Source organism: Bradyrhizobium sp. UFLA05-112, from assembly GCF_053572325.1.
In genome coordinates this window covers 63615-78231 of record NZ_JBANBK010000007.1, presented here as the reverse complement: position 1 = coordinate 78231, position 14617 = coordinate 63615, and the positions used below count along the sequence as shown (strand labels likewise).

Annotated in this window: 10 protein-coding genes; 8 read left to right on the top strand and 2 right to left on the bottom strand. The window is 64.0% G+C overall.

Annotated features, from left to right (window positions below):
* Positions 1-18 precede the first annotated feature (18 nt).
* Positions 19-1311, bottom strand: coding sequence for an adenylosuccinate synthase (locus SO180_RS06100; RefSeq protein WP_449377918.1), 1293 nt, complete (start codon positions 1309-1311; stop codon positions 19-21).
* 369 nt (positions 1312-1680) lie between these two features.
* Here SO180_RS06100 and mgtA point away from each other — a divergent pair, with 369 nt between their 5' ends.
* The 3 genes from mgtA to SO180_RS06085 all read left to right on the top strand — a co-directional run bounded on the left by mgtA (position 1681) and on the right by SO180_RS06085 (position 6401).
* Positions 1681-4179: a magnesium-translocating P-type ATPase gene (gene mgtA / locus SO180_RS06095; RefSeq protein ID WP_449377917.1), complete on the top strand. Its 2499-nt coding sequence runs from the start codon at positions 1681-1683 to the stop codon at positions 4177-4179.
* Positions 4180-4341: 162 nt separating this feature from the next.
* The gene (locus SO180_RS06090; RefSeq protein WP_449377916.1) at positions 4342-5274 is read left to right on the top strand and encodes a DMT family transporter; all 933 of its coding nucleotides are present in this window, start codon (positions 4342-4344) and stop codon (positions 5272-5274) included.
* Positions 5275-5465: 191 nt separating this feature from the next.
* Entirely contained in the window at positions 5466-6401 is a 936-nt protein-coding gene (locus SO180_RS06085) for a DMT family transporter (protein ID WP_449377915.1), read from the top strand.
* A gap of 305 nt (positions 6402-6706) precedes the next feature.
* Here SO180_RS06085 and SO180_RS06080 read toward each other — a convergent pair whose 3' ends face one another.
* Complete coding sequence (locus SO180_RS06080) at positions 6707-8392, bottom strand: methyl-accepting chemotaxis protein (protein ID WP_449377914.1); 1686 nt, start codon at positions 8390-8392, stop codon at positions 6707-6709.
* Between the two features lie 261 nt (positions 8393-8653).
* On the opposite strand from SO180_RS06080, the gene SO180_RS06075 reads away from it, so the two are divergent.
* The 5 genes from SO180_RS06075 to SO180_RS06055 all read left to right on the top strand — a co-directional run bounded on the left by SO180_RS06075 (position 8654) and on the right by SO180_RS06055 (position 14560).
* Positions 8654-9697: a C-terminal binding protein gene (locus SO180_RS06075; RefSeq protein WP_449377913.1), complete on the top strand. Its 1044-nt coding sequence runs from the start codon at positions 8654-8656 to the stop codon at positions 9695-9697.
* 112 nt (positions 9698-9809) lie between these two features.
* A complete protein-coding gene (locus tag SO180_RS06070) occupies positions 9810-11147 on the top strand; it encodes an ABC transporter substrate-binding protein (protein WP_449377912.1) in 1338 nt (445 codons plus the stop codon).
* Between the two features lie 126 nt (positions 11148-11273).
* On the top strand, positions 11274-12230 hold the full coding sequence (locus SO180_RS06065) for a carbohydrate ABC transporter permease (RefSeq protein ID WP_449377911.1): 957 nt from the start codon (positions 11274-11276) through the stop codon (positions 12228-12230).
* A complete protein-coding gene (locus SO180_RS06060; RefSeq protein WP_449377910.1) occupies positions 12223-13119 on the top strand; it encodes a carbohydrate ABC transporter permease in 897 nt (298 codons plus the stop codon). The genes SO180_RS06065 and SO180_RS06060 overlap by 8 nt, the downstream gene beginning before the upstream one ends.
* 85 nt (positions 13120-13204) lie before the next feature.
* Complete coding sequence (locus SO180_RS06055) at positions 13205-14560, top strand: esterase-like activity of phytase family protein (RefSeq protein ID WP_449377909.1); 1356 nt, start codon at positions 13205-13207, stop codon at positions 14558-14560.
* Positions 14561-14617 lie beyond the last annotated feature (57 nt).

The window sequence follows — 14617 nt, the reverse complement described above, 5'->3', positions numbered from 1 at the left end:
TGTCCCGGTAAGATATCGTTAAGCCTCAAACGGGTTTTGTACCAGAATAGTATCTTCACGTTCGGGGCTCGTGGAAAGAAGCGCGACCGGACAGCCCACCAGTTCCTCGATCCGGCGCACATATTTGATGGCCTGAGCCGGCAAATCCGCCCAGGAGCGGGCGTTCGCGGTCGGCTCCTTCCAGCCTTCGATGGTCTCGTAGATCGGCTCGACCCGGGCCTGCGCGCCCTCGCCGGCCGGGAAATGGTCGATCTCCTTGCCATCCAGCCGATAGCCGGTGCAGACCTCGATCGAATCGAAACCGTCGAGGATGTCGAGCTTGGTCAGCGCCAGCCCGTTGATGCCGCAGGTCCTGACCGCCTGGCGGACCAGCACGGCGTCGAACCAGCCGCAGCGGCGCGGACGGCCGGTGTTGGTGCCGAACTCGCGGCCACGCTCGCCGATCTTGCGGCCAATCTCGTTGTCCTGCTCGGTCGGGAACGGCCCCTGGCCGACGCGGGTCGTGTAGGCCTTGCACAGACCCAGCACATAGCCGACCGCGCCGGGCCCGAGGCCAGCGCCGGTCGCGGCCTGCGCCGCCACGGTGTTGGACGAGGTGACGTACGGATAGGTGCCATGGTCGACGTCGAGCAGCGCGCCCTGCGCACCCTCGAACAGCATGCGCTTGCCTTCGCGCCGCTTGATGTCGAGCAGCCGCCACACCGTCTCGGCATAGGGCAATAACTGCGGCGCCAGCGCGCTGAGCTCGGCAAGGATAACCTTGCCGTCGAACTCCGGCAGATTGAGACCGCGGCGCAATGCATTGTGGTGAGCAAGGAGTCGATCGATCTTGTGCGGCAGCGTGTCGAGATCGGCGAGGTCCATGAGGCGGATGGCACGGCGGCCGACCTTGTCCTCATAGGCGGGGCCGATGCCGCGGCGAGTGGTGCCGATCGCGGTCGCTGCATTGGAGGATTCGCGAAGCGCATCGAGCTCACGATGCAGCGGCAGGATCAGGGTGACGTTCTCGGCGACGCGCAGATTGTCCGGACTGACTGCGACGCCCTGCGACCTGAGCTTGGTGACCTCGTCGAGGAAGGCCTGCGGGTCGAACACCACGCCATTGCCGATCACCGACAGCTTCTGGTCGCGCAGCACGCCGGAGGGCAACAGCGCGAGCTTGTAGGTCTCGCCATTGATGACCAGCGTATGGCCGGCGTTATGGCCGCCCTGGAAACGGACGACGATGTCGGCCTGCTCCGACAACCAGTCGACGATCTTGCCCTTTCCCTCGTCGCCCCACTGGGCGCCGACGACGACAACATTGGCCATTCGCGGGTATTCCCTATGCAGATGTCTTTAAGTGGCATGATCCTAGCGGAAAACCGGTACCCACTTTTCCGGGATCATGCCGGCGCCCAGCCCAATCCACGGCCGGGGCCGCTCGCATGCGAGGCAGCCAACCGGATAACGGAAGCGGCCTCTCTAGGCAAGCAAGAACGGGGCCTTTTCGAGGCCTAACGCGCGATCCAAGCCTTTGATATACCCTTAAAATCCGGAAAGGTTCGGGACCGCGCAGGCAACCTTTGGAACCGTGGATTTGATACGCATCAACCACCTCGTTCGCCGGGTTGCCTAAGGGATGGCTGTCACCTCCACCCTTTACCTTCTGCGGGCCGCAAGACCCTTTTCGGACATGCCGTGACCGAACCCTCGGGAAACCAGGCCAGCCAGTTCTGGTGCCTTTCAGCCGACGCGCTCGCCGGGCAGCTCGGATGCGGCTTGCAGGGACTGACCACGCGTGATGCCACCGAGCGGCTCAGCCGCTTCGGCCGGAACAGCGACGCGCCGCCGCGGATCGAGGGCGCGTTGCGCGCGATCCTGCGGCGGCTCTTCGAGCCCTTGTCGCTGATCCTGCTGGTCGCCGGCATCATCTCGATGCTGACGGGGGACGACATCGGCGGACTCATCATCGTCCTGATCCTGACGCTGTCGATCGGGCTCGACACCGTCCAGGAAGGACATGCGGTCCGGGCCGCCGAAATCCTGCGCCGTTCGGTGGCGCTGAAGGCCGAGGTCAAGCGCGATGGCACGTTCTGCCAGATCGACGTCGAACAGGTGGTGCCCGGCGACATCCTGCGCATCCGCGCCGGCGACATCATTCCGGCGGACGCGCTGATCCTCGAGAGCACGGCGTTCACCGCCGGCGAAGCGGCGCTCACCGGCGAGCCCTACCCCGTGCAGAAGCGCGCCGGCGCCGCCGATGTCCCGGACGACACGTCCAATGCGCTGTTCCGCGGCGCGGTGGCGCAGACCGGCGAGGCGATCGCACTCGCGGTGCGCACCGGCCGCGACACGGTGTTCGGCGCTGCGGCCTCCGCACTTGCGGAAGCGCGGGCGCCCTCGCCGTTCGAGCGCGACTTGCGCGAATTCGGCCTCGTCATCGCGCGCGCGACGCTGGCGCTGGTGCTGGTCGTGCTGACCATCCGCGTGGTGTTCGGCCGCCCGGTGCTGGACTCGCTGCTGTTTGCGGTGGCGCTCGCGGTCGGGCTGACGCCGGAGCTGCTGCCGATGATCACCACGGTGACTCTGTCGCGCGGTGCGCTACGCATGGCCCGCCGCAAGGTGATCGTCAAACGCCTCGCGGCGATCCACGATCTCGGCGCCATGACGGTCCTGTGCACCGACAAGACAGGCACGCTGACTTCGGCCGAGATCACGCTTGCGCAGAGTCTCGACGCCAGCGGCAAGGAAGATGCGCGCGCTGCAAGGCTCGGCGCCATCGCGGCCGCGCTCGGCGGCGACCGCGGCTCGCTCGATGCGGCGCTGGTCGCAGGCTGCGCCGGCGCCACGCAGGGCTGGACACTCGCGGGCCGCCAGGCGTTCGATTTCTCGCGGCGGTTGGGATCGGTGCTGGCGAACGGCCCCGAAGGCGCCATGCTGATCGTCAAGGGCGCGCCGGAGGCCGTGCTCGAACTCTGCACGACCGACGACGACACACGTGCGGCGGCAATGGCGCGCGTGCGTCAGCTCGCGACCGAGGGCCTGCGCACCGTCGCCATTGCCTCGCGCCGGTGGACAGGCGCGATGCGCGAGGTCGAGACCGATGATGAGATCGATCTCACCTTCGAAGGCTTTTGCGCCTTCGCCGACCCGCCAAAGCCGACCGCTGCGGCCGCGATCGCCCGGCTCGCCGCCGGAGGCATCAAGCTCAAGATCCTCTCGGGCGATGATCCCGTGGTGGTGAAGCGGCTCGCGGGCCTCGTCGGGCTGAACGCCGAGCGCGTGCTCTCAGGGCCTGATATCGCCGAACTCGGCGACGAGGCGCTGGCGGTTCGGGTGCAATCCGCCGACGCCTTCGGGCGGCTCGCGCCGGACCAGAAGTCGCGCATCGTGAAGGCGCTGCAAACAGGCGGCGAAGTCGTCGGCTTCCTCGGCGACGGCATCAACGACGCACCGGCGCTGAAGGTCGCCGATATAGGACTCTCGGTCGAAGGCGCCACCGGCGTGGCGCAGGCCGCAGCCGACATGATCCTCCTTGCCTCGGATCTCGAAGTCGTCGCCGATGGCGTCGAGGAGGGCCGGCGCACCTTCGCAAACATTCTCAAATATGTCCGCATGGGCGCGAGCTCGAATTTCGGCAACATGCTGTCGATGGCGATCGCCTCCATCGCGCTGCCATTCCTGCCGATGCTGCCGACGCAGATCCTGCTCAACAACCTGCTCTACGATCTCTCCGAGCTCGGCATCCCCTTCGACCGCGTCTCGGCGCAGGCAACCGCCCAGCCGCAGGTATGGAGCATGTCGCGCCTCGTGCGCTTCGCCGCGATCATGGGACCGCTGTCGTCGGTGTTCGATTTCCTGACCTTTGGCGCCCTGCTGTTCCTGTTCAACGCCACGCCGGACGAATTCCGCACCGCCTGGTTCGTCGAATCCATGGCGACGCAGATTCTCGTGATCTTCATCATCCGCACCAATGGACGTCCCTGGCATAACTGGCCCGATCCCGTGCTGTCGGTCTCCTCGTTGATCGCCCTCATGGTCGCGATGATCGTGCCGCTTACGCCGGTCGGCGCCTGGTTCGGCTTCGTCGCTCCGCCGCCGCTGATGCTGGCCGGCATCGCGGCCCTGGTCGTCGTCTATCTCGGCTGTGCCGAGTTGTTGAAGCCGCTTGCGATCCGCACCAAGCAGAAGACTTGAAGACAGGGTTCCCGTCGCATTGGACGGGCGCATGGACGCGATGCGTCGCGCGCCATTGATATCAGGCCGATTTCCGTGTCTGTGGACACGCCGGGTTTGAGCCGGCCCGGCCGCCGCCGGGCTGGGCGGCTCGGTGCATGAACCGGGGCCATAACAATCACGATGTCCGCCGCCGACCAGACCACGCGCCTTGCCGCACCGGGGCAGCAATGGATCGCCAACCAGCCTTATCTCCTGCTCAGCATCACCGCGCTGTGCTGGGCCGGCAATGCCGTCGTCGGGCGGCTCGCCGCTGGCCACATCCCGCCGGTGACACTGTCCTTCCTGCGCTGGTCCTTCGCGTTCCTGCTGGTGCTGCCATTCGCCTGGAAGCATCTGATCAAGGACTGGCCGGCAATCCGCAGCAAGCTCTACCTGATGATCGTGCTGTCGATCACCGGCATCGGCGCCTTCAACACGCTGCAATATTGGGCGCTCGAACATACCCAGGCGCTGAACACGCTGCTCCTGCAATCGGCCGCGCCGCTGATCGTCGCGCTGTGGTCGCTGATCATCCTGGGCGTCCGGCTGACCGCGGCGCAGGCGTTCGGCGTGCTGCTCTCGCTTTGCGGTGTGCTGACCATCCTCTTGCACGGCGATTTCACCACGCTCTCCAACATCGAGTTCAACAAGGGCGATTTGATCTTCATGGTCGCGCTGGTGATCTTCGCGCTCTACTCGGTGCTGACCCTGAAGCGGCCAGCGATCCACGGCCTGTCGTTCCTCGCCTTCACCTTCGGCTGCGGCGCGGCGTGCCTCGTTCCGCTGGAGATCTGGGAGTTATCGGCCCGCCCGGTGATGAAGCTCGATCTGCCGAACGTTCTGACGCTGGTCTATGTTGCGGTGTTTCCCTCGACGCTTGCCTATCTCTGCTTCAACCGCGGTGTCGCGCTGATTGGCGCCAACCGCGCCGCGCCGTTCTTCCATGTTGTGCCGGTGTTCGGCTCGATCATGGCGATGATCTTTCTCGGTGAGTTGCCGCAGGCCTTCCATTTCGTCGGCTTTGCGCTGGTACTGTCGGGCGTGTTCGTCGCCTCGCGCAAGCAGGCGACCTGAATGGCGCATTCATCCGAGCGCGCCGCACCCATCCGTTCTCCCCCTTGTAAGCGGAAACGATGAGATCGCGCGCCGATGTTCAACATATTGACCGTCAAAGCAGCCTGCCTGATCTCCGTTGCATTGTAGCATTGCGGCGGTGGGACTTGTGGCGCAGCCGCGATCCGGCGCAAGCTTCCTCACGAAAACCAATGACGATCGCTTCGCCCGCGCCACCGGCCTCGAATCCGGCCGGCTGGCTCGACAACCAACCCTATCTGCTCCTGAGCCTGAGCTCGCTGTTCTGGGCCGGCAACATCGTGCTCGCACGCCATGTCGGCGCGCATGTGCCGCCGCTCACGCTGACCACGATCCGCTGGTTCGGGGTCTTCCTCATCCTGTTGCCGTTTTCGTGGCCGTATCTGAGGCGCGACTGGAAGGCATTGCGCGCGCATCTGCCGCTGATGCTGTTCCTGTCGCTGGTCGGCTTCGCCTTCAACAACGCGATCTCGTTCTGGGCCCTGCAATATACCGAGGCGCTGAACGCGCTGCTGATCCAGTCGGCCGGACCTTTGTTCGTGGCACTATGGTCGCTGGTGCTGTTCGGCGTCCGCCTGACGGCTGCGCAATTCGCCGGCATCGCGATCTCGCTGCTCGGCGTCCTCATCATCATCCTGCGTGGCGATCTCGCAGCGCTTGCCGGCATCAGCTTCAACCGGGGCGACATCATGTTCGCCTCCTCGCTGGTGGCGTTCGGGCTCTATTCCGCCTTCATCCCGCGCCGGCCAAAAATCCATCAACTCTCCTTCCTCTCCTTCACCACCTGCTGCGGGGCGATGATGCTGCTGCCGGCCGCGGTGTGGGAATTTTCCGCGGGCAACGTCTTGAAGCCCGACGCAACGACGCTAGCGACATTGGCCTACATCCTGATTTTCCCCTCGACCCTTGCCTATCTCTTCTTCAACCGCGGCGTGGCGCTGATCGGACCGAACCGGGCCGCACCGTTCTTTCATCTGGTGCCGGTGTTCGGCTCGGCGATGGCGATCCTCCTGCTCGGCGAGCGGCTGCAACTTTTCCATCTCGTCGGCTACGCGCTGGTGCTCGCCGGCGTCGTGATCGCATCGCGGCAGGGCTCGGCGTCGCAATGATTCTGCGCTGCTGGCGCGAGCGCGCCAAGCAGTAAGGGGCCACCTAGGAGGCTGTCATCGCCCGCGAAAGCGAAAGCGGGCGATCCAGTATTCCAGAGGCAGCGCAGCTTGAACCGAGAAGCCGCGGCGTACTGGATGCCCCGCCTTCGCGAGGGCATGACAGCAGTGCTAGAGCTGCCACGCGTGGCGGCGCCGTAGGGTGGGCAAAGCGAAGCGTGCCCACCGCAGAGTCACCACGACTTCAAAAGAAAAGGTGGGCACGGCGCTCACGCGCCTTTGCCCACCCTACGAATTCATCGCGGATGTTACGCCGCCCGCACCTTGGCGAGGAAGCCATCGACGGCGCTTCGCAGTGCGCCGGACTGGTTGTCGAGCTCGCGTGCGTTCGACAGCACGTCGGAGGCTGCGGTACCCGTCGCCTCGGCCGCCGAGGTCACGCTGCCGATATGGGCGTTGATTTCGCTGGAGCCGGCTGCGACCGACTGGATGTTGCGGGCGATCTCGCGCGTCGCCTCGCCCTGCTGCTCGATCGACGCGGAAATTCCTGCGGTGATCTCGCTCATCTCGGCGATCGTCTGGGTGATGCCGGCGATCGCGGCGACCGCGTCGCTGGTCGAGGTCTGCATCGCCGCGACCTGGGCGGAGATTTCCTCGGTCGCCTTCGCGGTCTGGTTGGCGAGCGCCTTGACCTCGGAGGCGACGACCGCGAAGCCGCGACCGGATTCGCCGGCGCGCGCCGCCTCGATGGTCGCGTTGAGCGCGAGCAGATTGGTCTGCGCCGCGATCGAGTGGATGAGCTTGACGACCTCGCCGATCTTCTCGGCACCGGAGGACAGCACCTGCACGGTGGTGTTGGTACGCTCGGCATCGCTGACCGCCCTGCTCGCGACCTCGGTGGAGCGCGTCACCTGACGCGAGATCTCGGTGACCGAGCTCGACAGCTCTTCGGCGGCGGCCGCAACCGTGCCGACATTGCCGGATGCCCTTTGCGAGGCGGCGCCGACGGTGGCCGCGCGCGCGCTGGCATCGCTCGCGGTCGCGGTCATCGACCGCGCCGTGGTCTGCATGCCGGCAGCAGCCGAAGAAACCGAACGCACGATACCGTTCACGCTGCGCTCGAAATCGCTGGCAATGCCTTCCATCGCGCTGCGACGTTCTGTAGCGGCGCTTTCCTTTGCAAGCGCCTCGGTCTTCTCGAGATCGCGGATGCGGATCGCATTGTCCTTGAATATCTGAACGGTCGAGGCCATCGCACCGACCTCGTCGCCACGACCGACGCCGGGGATATCGCCCTCGAGCTTGCCGTCCGCGAGTTCGCTCATGCGCGTACCGAGCCTGTTCAGCGGCAGGCTGATGCTACGGCCGAGCAGCCAGGCAACGCTGCCGGCGACAATGACGATGCCGAGCATAGAGAGCCCGAGCAACCAGTAGACCGGGCCCATCTTCTCATCGATGTCGTCGAGGTAGGCGCCGGTCCCGAGATACATGTCGAAGCCGGGAACGGCGACGGCATAGCCGAGCTTGCGGATCGGTTTCTCCTGGCCAGGCTTCACGTATTCGTAGAAGAGCAGGATCTCGCCATTGGCCTTGACGCCGTCCATCAACTCTTTCGACAGCTTGCGGCCGTTGGTCTCGACCTCCATGCGATTGGTGCCGACCTGCTTGGGATCAGGCGCAAGCTGCGTGATGCCGTCAGAGGTCGTGCCAAACAGGTAGCCAGAGCCCTTGTCGTAGGTCATCGCATTGCCGTAACGGCGGAGTTCCGCCAATGCGGCATCCCTGGTCATCTCTCCGGCATTCACTCGCTTCATCAACGCGGCAGCATAGTTGCGGGCCATGTCGACGATCGCCTTGGTCTGGTCGATGCGCGCGCTCACCATATCGCGCTTCATCAGATATCCGGCCAGAACCCCGGAGATGCAGAGCCCCAACAGGGTGACGCCGACAACAATGCCGAGCTTGGGGGCGATCTTCAGATTGCTCAACTTCACGAGGCGGCTCCGGCGGACAAGAGGAAACGGCACGCGGGTGGATCGATCGAATTTGAATCAACTTTTAGTGTGGGACCCATTAGCAACTTGTTACGATGCCTCCGTAGAAGTCCGCAGAGGAGGCCAAAAACCCGCAAACGCCGCAGCTTTCGACAACCGACGATTGTACGCGCCAAGCTCGATTTCGCGTAAAAGACGCAAGGACCCGGCGCCAAGGCCGGATCAGACAACAAGAACCGACAAACCAAATCGGAGCAGGAAATGCCGAAATTCAGGGTGGTGACGCCGAAGGGCGCGAGCTTCACGGTGGCGGGAAGCGACTATTCCCTCGAGCGGGAGGCGCTCGATCCGATCGATGCGGAGATCGTCGAGGCGCCGGCCAACGAGGCCGAGTTCATCGCCGCAGCCCGCAACGCCGATGCGATCTACGCCAAGGGCATCCCGATCACCAAAGCCATCATCGACGCGCTGGAAAACTGCAAGGCGATCACGCTCGGCTCCGTCGGCGTCGACAGCGTCGACGTAAAGGCAGCAACTGCCCGCGGCATTCCCGTGACCAACATCCCCGATACCTTCATCGAGGAGGTCGCCGACCACGCCATGATGCTGCTGCTTGCGGGCTTCCGCCGCCTGGTCGAGCAGGACCGGATGGTGCGCGAGGGGCGTTGGGCCGAAGGCCGGCCGGCGCTGTTGAAAATTCCGCGGCTGATGGGCCAGACGCTCGGCTTCATCTCCTTCGGCCGCGTCGCACGCGCGGTTGCCAAGCGCGCCGCACCCTTCGGCCTGCGGATGATGGCCTTTGATCCCTTCATCCAGGAAACGCTGATGTACGATCACGGCGTGATGCCGGCGACGCTGAACGAGGTGCTGGCGCAATCGGACTTCGTCTCGATGCACGCGCCGGCCCGGCCGGAGGTCCACCACATGCTGACCGAGAAGCATTTCCGGCAAATGAAGAAGGGCTCGATCTTCATCAACACCGGGCGCGGCGCCACCGTGGACGAGCAGAGCCTGATCAAGGCCCTGCAGGAAGGCTGGATCGCGCATGCCGCGCTCGACGTGCTGGAGAAGGAACCGCCGTCGCACAACAACCCACTGCTCGGCATGGAGAACGTGACCCTGACCGCGCACGTTGCATCGGCTTCGGCACGGTTTGACGAAGCGCGCAAGCGGCGCGTGGGCTACGAATTGTCACTGGTGCTTCAGGGGATGTGGCCGGTAAGCTGCGTCAATCCGTCGGTGCTGCAGAACACGGCGCTGCGACGCTGGCAACCCTTCAGCATGGATCGCGGTCCGAACAGCTAAGCCTGCGATGCACCTTCGGATGAATGGAGACCGGTTCGCGTGAAAGAATAAGCCACATGGAAGACCCTTCACCGGCGATCAACGCCGGGAAGGGACAAAAAGGGAGGAACTGATGAGGAATGACATCACCCGTCGTGATGCCCTCGGGCTTGGGCTGTCCGTTGCGGCGTTTGCAGCCGCCGGCGCTGCAGCGCAAACGCCATCCAGCATCAAGGCTGCCGACGTCGCAGCGCCGTCGCTGCCGATCGAGAAGGGCGCAAGCTTGCGCATGCTGCGGCCGGTGCGCTTCGTGCAGCCGGATGAGGACGTGTTCCGTGCCAACGCAAGACGTTTCACCGAGGCGACCGGCGTCGAAGTCAAGGTCGATTTTGTCGGCTGGGAGGACATCAACCAGCAGACCGCGGTCACCGCCAACTCCGGCGCCGGCCCCGACATCATCATCGGCTTTTCCGACGCCCCGCACATCTATGTCGACAAGCTGATCGAGTTGTCCGACGTCGCCGAATATCTCGGCAAGCGCTACGGTGGCTGGCTGTTCCTGGCGGAGAAGTACGGCAAGCGAGCCAAGAGCAACAACTGGATCGGCCTGCCGTTCGGCGCGACTGGCGGCCCCTTGGTCTATCGCAAGTCGATCATCCAGGCCGCCGGCTTCGACAAGGTGCCGGACGATCACGCCGGCTTCCTCGATCTTTGCCAAAAGCTCCACAAGGCGGGCAAGCCGGCCGGGTTCGCGCTCGGCAATGCCGTCGGCGACGGCAACGGTTTCGCAAGCTGGATGCTGTGGTCGTTCGGCGGATCACTGCTCGACGCCGACGGCAATCTCACGATCAACAGCAAGGCGACCGTGGAAGCGTTGAAATATGTGAAGCAGCTCTTTCCGACGTTCATCGCAGGCACGGCGTCCTGGAACGACGTCAGCAACAACCGTGCCTATTCGTCCGAGGAAATCTCGCTGACGGCGAACGGCATTTCACTGTACTTCTCGCTGAAGAACGACACGGCGACCGCGAAGATCGCCGAGGACACGGAACATCAGTTCCTGCCGAAGGGGGTCGCCAAGTCATCGCCCATGGGCGGCCTGACGCTGAACGCGATGGTGTTCAAGCACAGCCCGTATCCGAACGCGGCGAAGGCGTTCCTGCAATTCATGATGGAGAAGGAGCAGTACGACCCCTGGCTGATCGCCAACAGCGGCTACTGGGCGCAGCCGCTCGCCAATTACGCGGAGTCCGCGGTGTGGTCCGGCGATCCGAAGCTGAAGATCTTCAAGGACACGATGTCGAACCGGTACTGGGACGGTTACGAGGGCCCGATCTCGACCGCGACCGGCGCAATCCGTGCCGATTACGTGCTGGTGCAGATGTTCGCCTCGGTCGCAACCGATGCCGCGACACCGGAGCAAGCTGCTGCGGAAGCCGAGCGCCGGGCGAAGCGGTATTTCCGCAGGTAGCAAGACCGTCATTGCGAGGAGCGAAGCGACGAAGCAATCCAGACTGCATCCGGGGAGCCAGACTGGATTGCTTCGCTTCGCTCGCAATGACGGTGTGGTGACAGTTCGAGAGAGGACAGTCAGCCAATGTCCGTGACCACACTGCCCTCCGCCGCGCTTGCCCACCGGCAGCAATCACGGCTCGTGCGCCTGTTCGACTACAAACCGTTCCTGATCGTGATGTGTCTCGCACCGGCGATCGGGCTGCTTGCGGTCTTCCTCACCTATCCGCTGGGTCTGGGCATCTGGCTCGCCTTCACCGACACCACGATCGGCCGGCGCGGCGTCTTCGTCGGTCTTGAGAATTTCCAGTATCTGCTCACCGATCCCCTGTGGTGGGGCGCCGTGTTCTACAGTATCTTCTACACGGCCGTCGCGACGTTCGGGAAATTCGCGCTTGGCTTCTGGCTGGCGCTGCTGCTCAACAATCACTTCCCGTTCAAGAGCGTGCTACGCGCAATCGTGCTGCTGCCCTGGATCGTGCCGACGGTGCTCTCCGCACTCGCCTTCTGGTGGATCTACGATCCGCAATTTTCGATCATCTCGTATCTGCTGGTCGACGTGCTGCATTGGCGCACCACCAACATCGACTTCCTCGGCACGCCCTGGCCGGCGCGCTTCTCGCTGATCGCAGCCAACATCTGGCGCGGCATTCCCTTCGTCGCGATTTCGCTGCTTGCGGGCTTGCAGACCATCTCGCCCGCGCTCTATGAGGCCGCGATGCTCGATGGCGCCAGCGCCTGGCAGCGCTTCCGCTACATCACCTTCCCGATGATGATGCCGATCCTCGCCATCGTCATGACCTTCTCGATCATCTTCACTTTCACCGACTTCCAGCTCGTCTACGCCATCACACGCGGTGGCCCCGTGAACTCGACGCATTTGCTGGCGACGCTGGCCTTCCAGCGCGGCATCGCCGGCGGCGAGCTCGGCGAAGGCGCGGCAATCGCGGTCTCGATGATCCCGTTCCTGGTGTTCGCGACGCTGTTTTCCTATTTTGGCCTGGCGCGGCGCAAATGGCAGCAGGGAGAGGCCAATGACTGACGCTGTCGCCCACCCGTCCGCCATTGCCAACGCAACGCCCGATACGATGGCCTGGGATTCCCGCGCGCGGCGGGTGATGATGATCTATCTGCCGCTCGGCTGCTTCGTGCTGATCCTGCTGTTTCCGTTCTACTGGATGGCCATCACCGCGTTCAAGCCGAACGCCGAGCTGATGAACTACAAGGCGCACAATCCGTTCTGGATCACCTCGCCGACGCTGGCCCACATCAAGCACCTCCTGTTCGACACGGCCTATCCGCGCTGGCTGAAGACGACGATGTTCGTCGCGATCGGCGCGACCACGCTGTCGCTATTCGCGAGCACGCTGGCGGCCTATGCGATCGAGCGCCTGCGCTTTCGCGGCAGCCCCTATGTCGGCCTCGGCATCTACCTCGCCTATCTGGTGCCGCCGTCGATCCTGTTCATTCCGCTCGCAACCGTCGTGGTGCAGTTCGGCCTGTTCGACAGCCCCCTTGCCCTGATCCTGGTCTATCCGACTTTCCTGGTGCCGTTCTGCACCTGGCTCCTGATCGGCTATTTCAAGTCGATCCCCTACGAGCTCGAGGAATGCGCGCTGGTCGACGGCGCGACGCGACTGCAGATCCTGCGACGGATCACGCTGCCGCTAGCGGTGCCCGGCCTGATCTCGGCCGGCATCTTCTCCTTCACCCTGTCCTGGAACGAGTTCATCTATGCGCTCGCCTTCATCCAGAGCGGCGCCAACAAGACGGTGCCGGTTGCGATCCTGACCGAGCTCGTCACCGGCGACGTCTATCAATGGGGAGCGCTGATGGCGGGATCGCTGCTCGGCTCGCTGCCGGTTGCGATCTTCTATTCACTGTTTGTGGATTACTACGTATCCTCGCTCACCGGCGCGGTAAAAGAGTAAACCGCGCCTGCGGGGTTTTGCCCGGCTTCACAAAACTGCAATATGTGGTCCGCATAAGGCGTGCGTCCGTTAACAGGAGACGCATATGCGCGCGACCTTTCTTGCCTCCGTCGCAACGATCATTTTCACCGCGGGTGCCGCGCTTGCCCAAAACGAGGGCGAATTCCCGGCGACGCTGACTGCCCACGCAGTGATGCCGGCCGAGTCCTTCATCGATGCGCCGACTGACGCGCCCGCCGACCTCAAAACGTCAGGCAAATACACCACCGGCAAGCGCGTCGACGCGCTCGGTACCGTCATGGGCAAGTCCGCCGAGCGTTCGACCGGCGTGTCGCTGCCGTTCAAAGGCCAGCCGCTCCAGGGCCATTCCGGCATCAAGTCGATGGGCGACGGCACCTTCTGGGTCATCACCGACAATGGCATGGGCTCGCGCTACAACTCGACGGACTCGATGCTGTACCTGAACCACTACAAGATCGACTGGACCAGCGGCAAGATCGAGCGGCAGGAAACGGTGTTTTTGCACGATCCCGACAAAAAGGTGCCCTTCCGCATCGTGCATGAGGACACCGAGAAGCGCTATCTCACCGGCTCCGACTTCGACACCGAAGGCTTCCAGATCATTGGCGACACCTTCTGGATCGGTGACGAGTTCGGCCCCTACATCCTGAAGGCCGACAAGACCGGCAAGATCCTTGGCGTGTTCGAGACGATCGCTGACGGCAAGCCGGTGCGCTCGCCGGACCACTGGGCGGTGCAATCCCCTGGTGCGCCGGGCGCGAGCTACACCAACGTCAATCTGCGCCGCTCCAAGGGCTTCGAGGGCTTTGCGTCGTCGAAGGACGGCAAGTTCCTCTACGGCCTGCTGGAAGGCCCGCTGTGGGACGCCGAGAAGAAGGATTGGGAGAAGGTCGACGGCAAGGAAGCCTCGCGCATCCTCGAATTCGACGTCGGCGCGGAGAAGTTCACCGGCCGCTACTGGCAATATGTATTCGAGCAGAACGGCAACGCCATCGGCGACTTCAACATGATCGACCCGGCCAGCGGTCTCGTCATCGAACGCGACAATGGCGAAGGCACCGCCGACAAGGCCTGCCCGCAAGGCGTGCGCGGCGAGAACTGCTTCCCCGACGTCGCGAAGTTCAAGCGCGTCTACAAGATCGAGCTCTCGGATGCCAATGTCGGCAAGCCCGTGCGCAAGATCGGCTATATCGACCTGATGAAGATCAAGGATCCCGAAAAGAAGGCGCGGAAGCCGCTCAATGACGGCGTCCTCACCTTCCCGTTCTTCACCATCGAGAATGTCGATCGCGTGGACGAGACGCATATCATCGTCGGCAACGACAACAATTTGCCGTTCTCCTCCAGCCGCGAGCCGAACAAGGCCGATGACGACGAGTTCGTGCTGCTCGAGGTCGGCGAGTTCCTGAAGGCGAAGTGAGGTTTGCCATCTCCACACCCAAGCTGTCATCGCCCGGCTTGACCGGGCGATCCAGTA

Excerpts from the sequence above, each read along its gene's own strand:
- SO180_RS06100 (WP_449377918.1), bottom strand. The coding sequence starts at position 1,311 with ATGGCCAATGTTGTCGTCGTCGGCGCCCAGTGGGGCGACGAGGGAAAG.
- SO180_RS06090 (WP_449377916.1), top strand. The coding sequence starts at position 4,342 with ATGTCCGCCGCCGACCAGACCACGCGCCTTGCCGCACCGGGGCAGCAA.
- SO180_RS06085 (WP_449377915.1), top strand. The coding sequence starts at position 5,466 with ATGACGATCGCTTCGCCCGCGCCACCGGCCTCGAATCCGGCCGGCTGG.
- SO180_RS06075 (WP_449377913.1), top strand. The coding sequence starts at position 8,654 with ATGCCGAAATTCAGGGTGGTGACGCCGAAGGGCGCGAGCTTCACGGTG.
- SO180_RS06070 (WP_449377912.1), top strand. The coding sequence starts at position 9,810 with ATGAGGAATGACATCACCCGTCGTGATGCCCTCGGGCTTGGGCTGTCC.
- SO180_RS06065 (WP_449377911.1), top strand. The coding sequence starts at position 11,274 with ATGTCCGTGACCACACTGCCCTCCGCCGCGCTTGCCCACCGGCAGCAA.
- SO180_RS06060 (WP_449377910.1), top strand. The coding sequence starts at position 12,223 with ATGACTGACGCTGTCGCCCACCCGTCCGCCATTGCCAACGCAACGCCC.
- SO180_RS06055 (WP_449377909.1), top strand. The coding sequence starts at position 13,205 with ATGCGCGCGACCTTTCTTGCCTCCGTCGCAACGATCATTTTCACCGCG.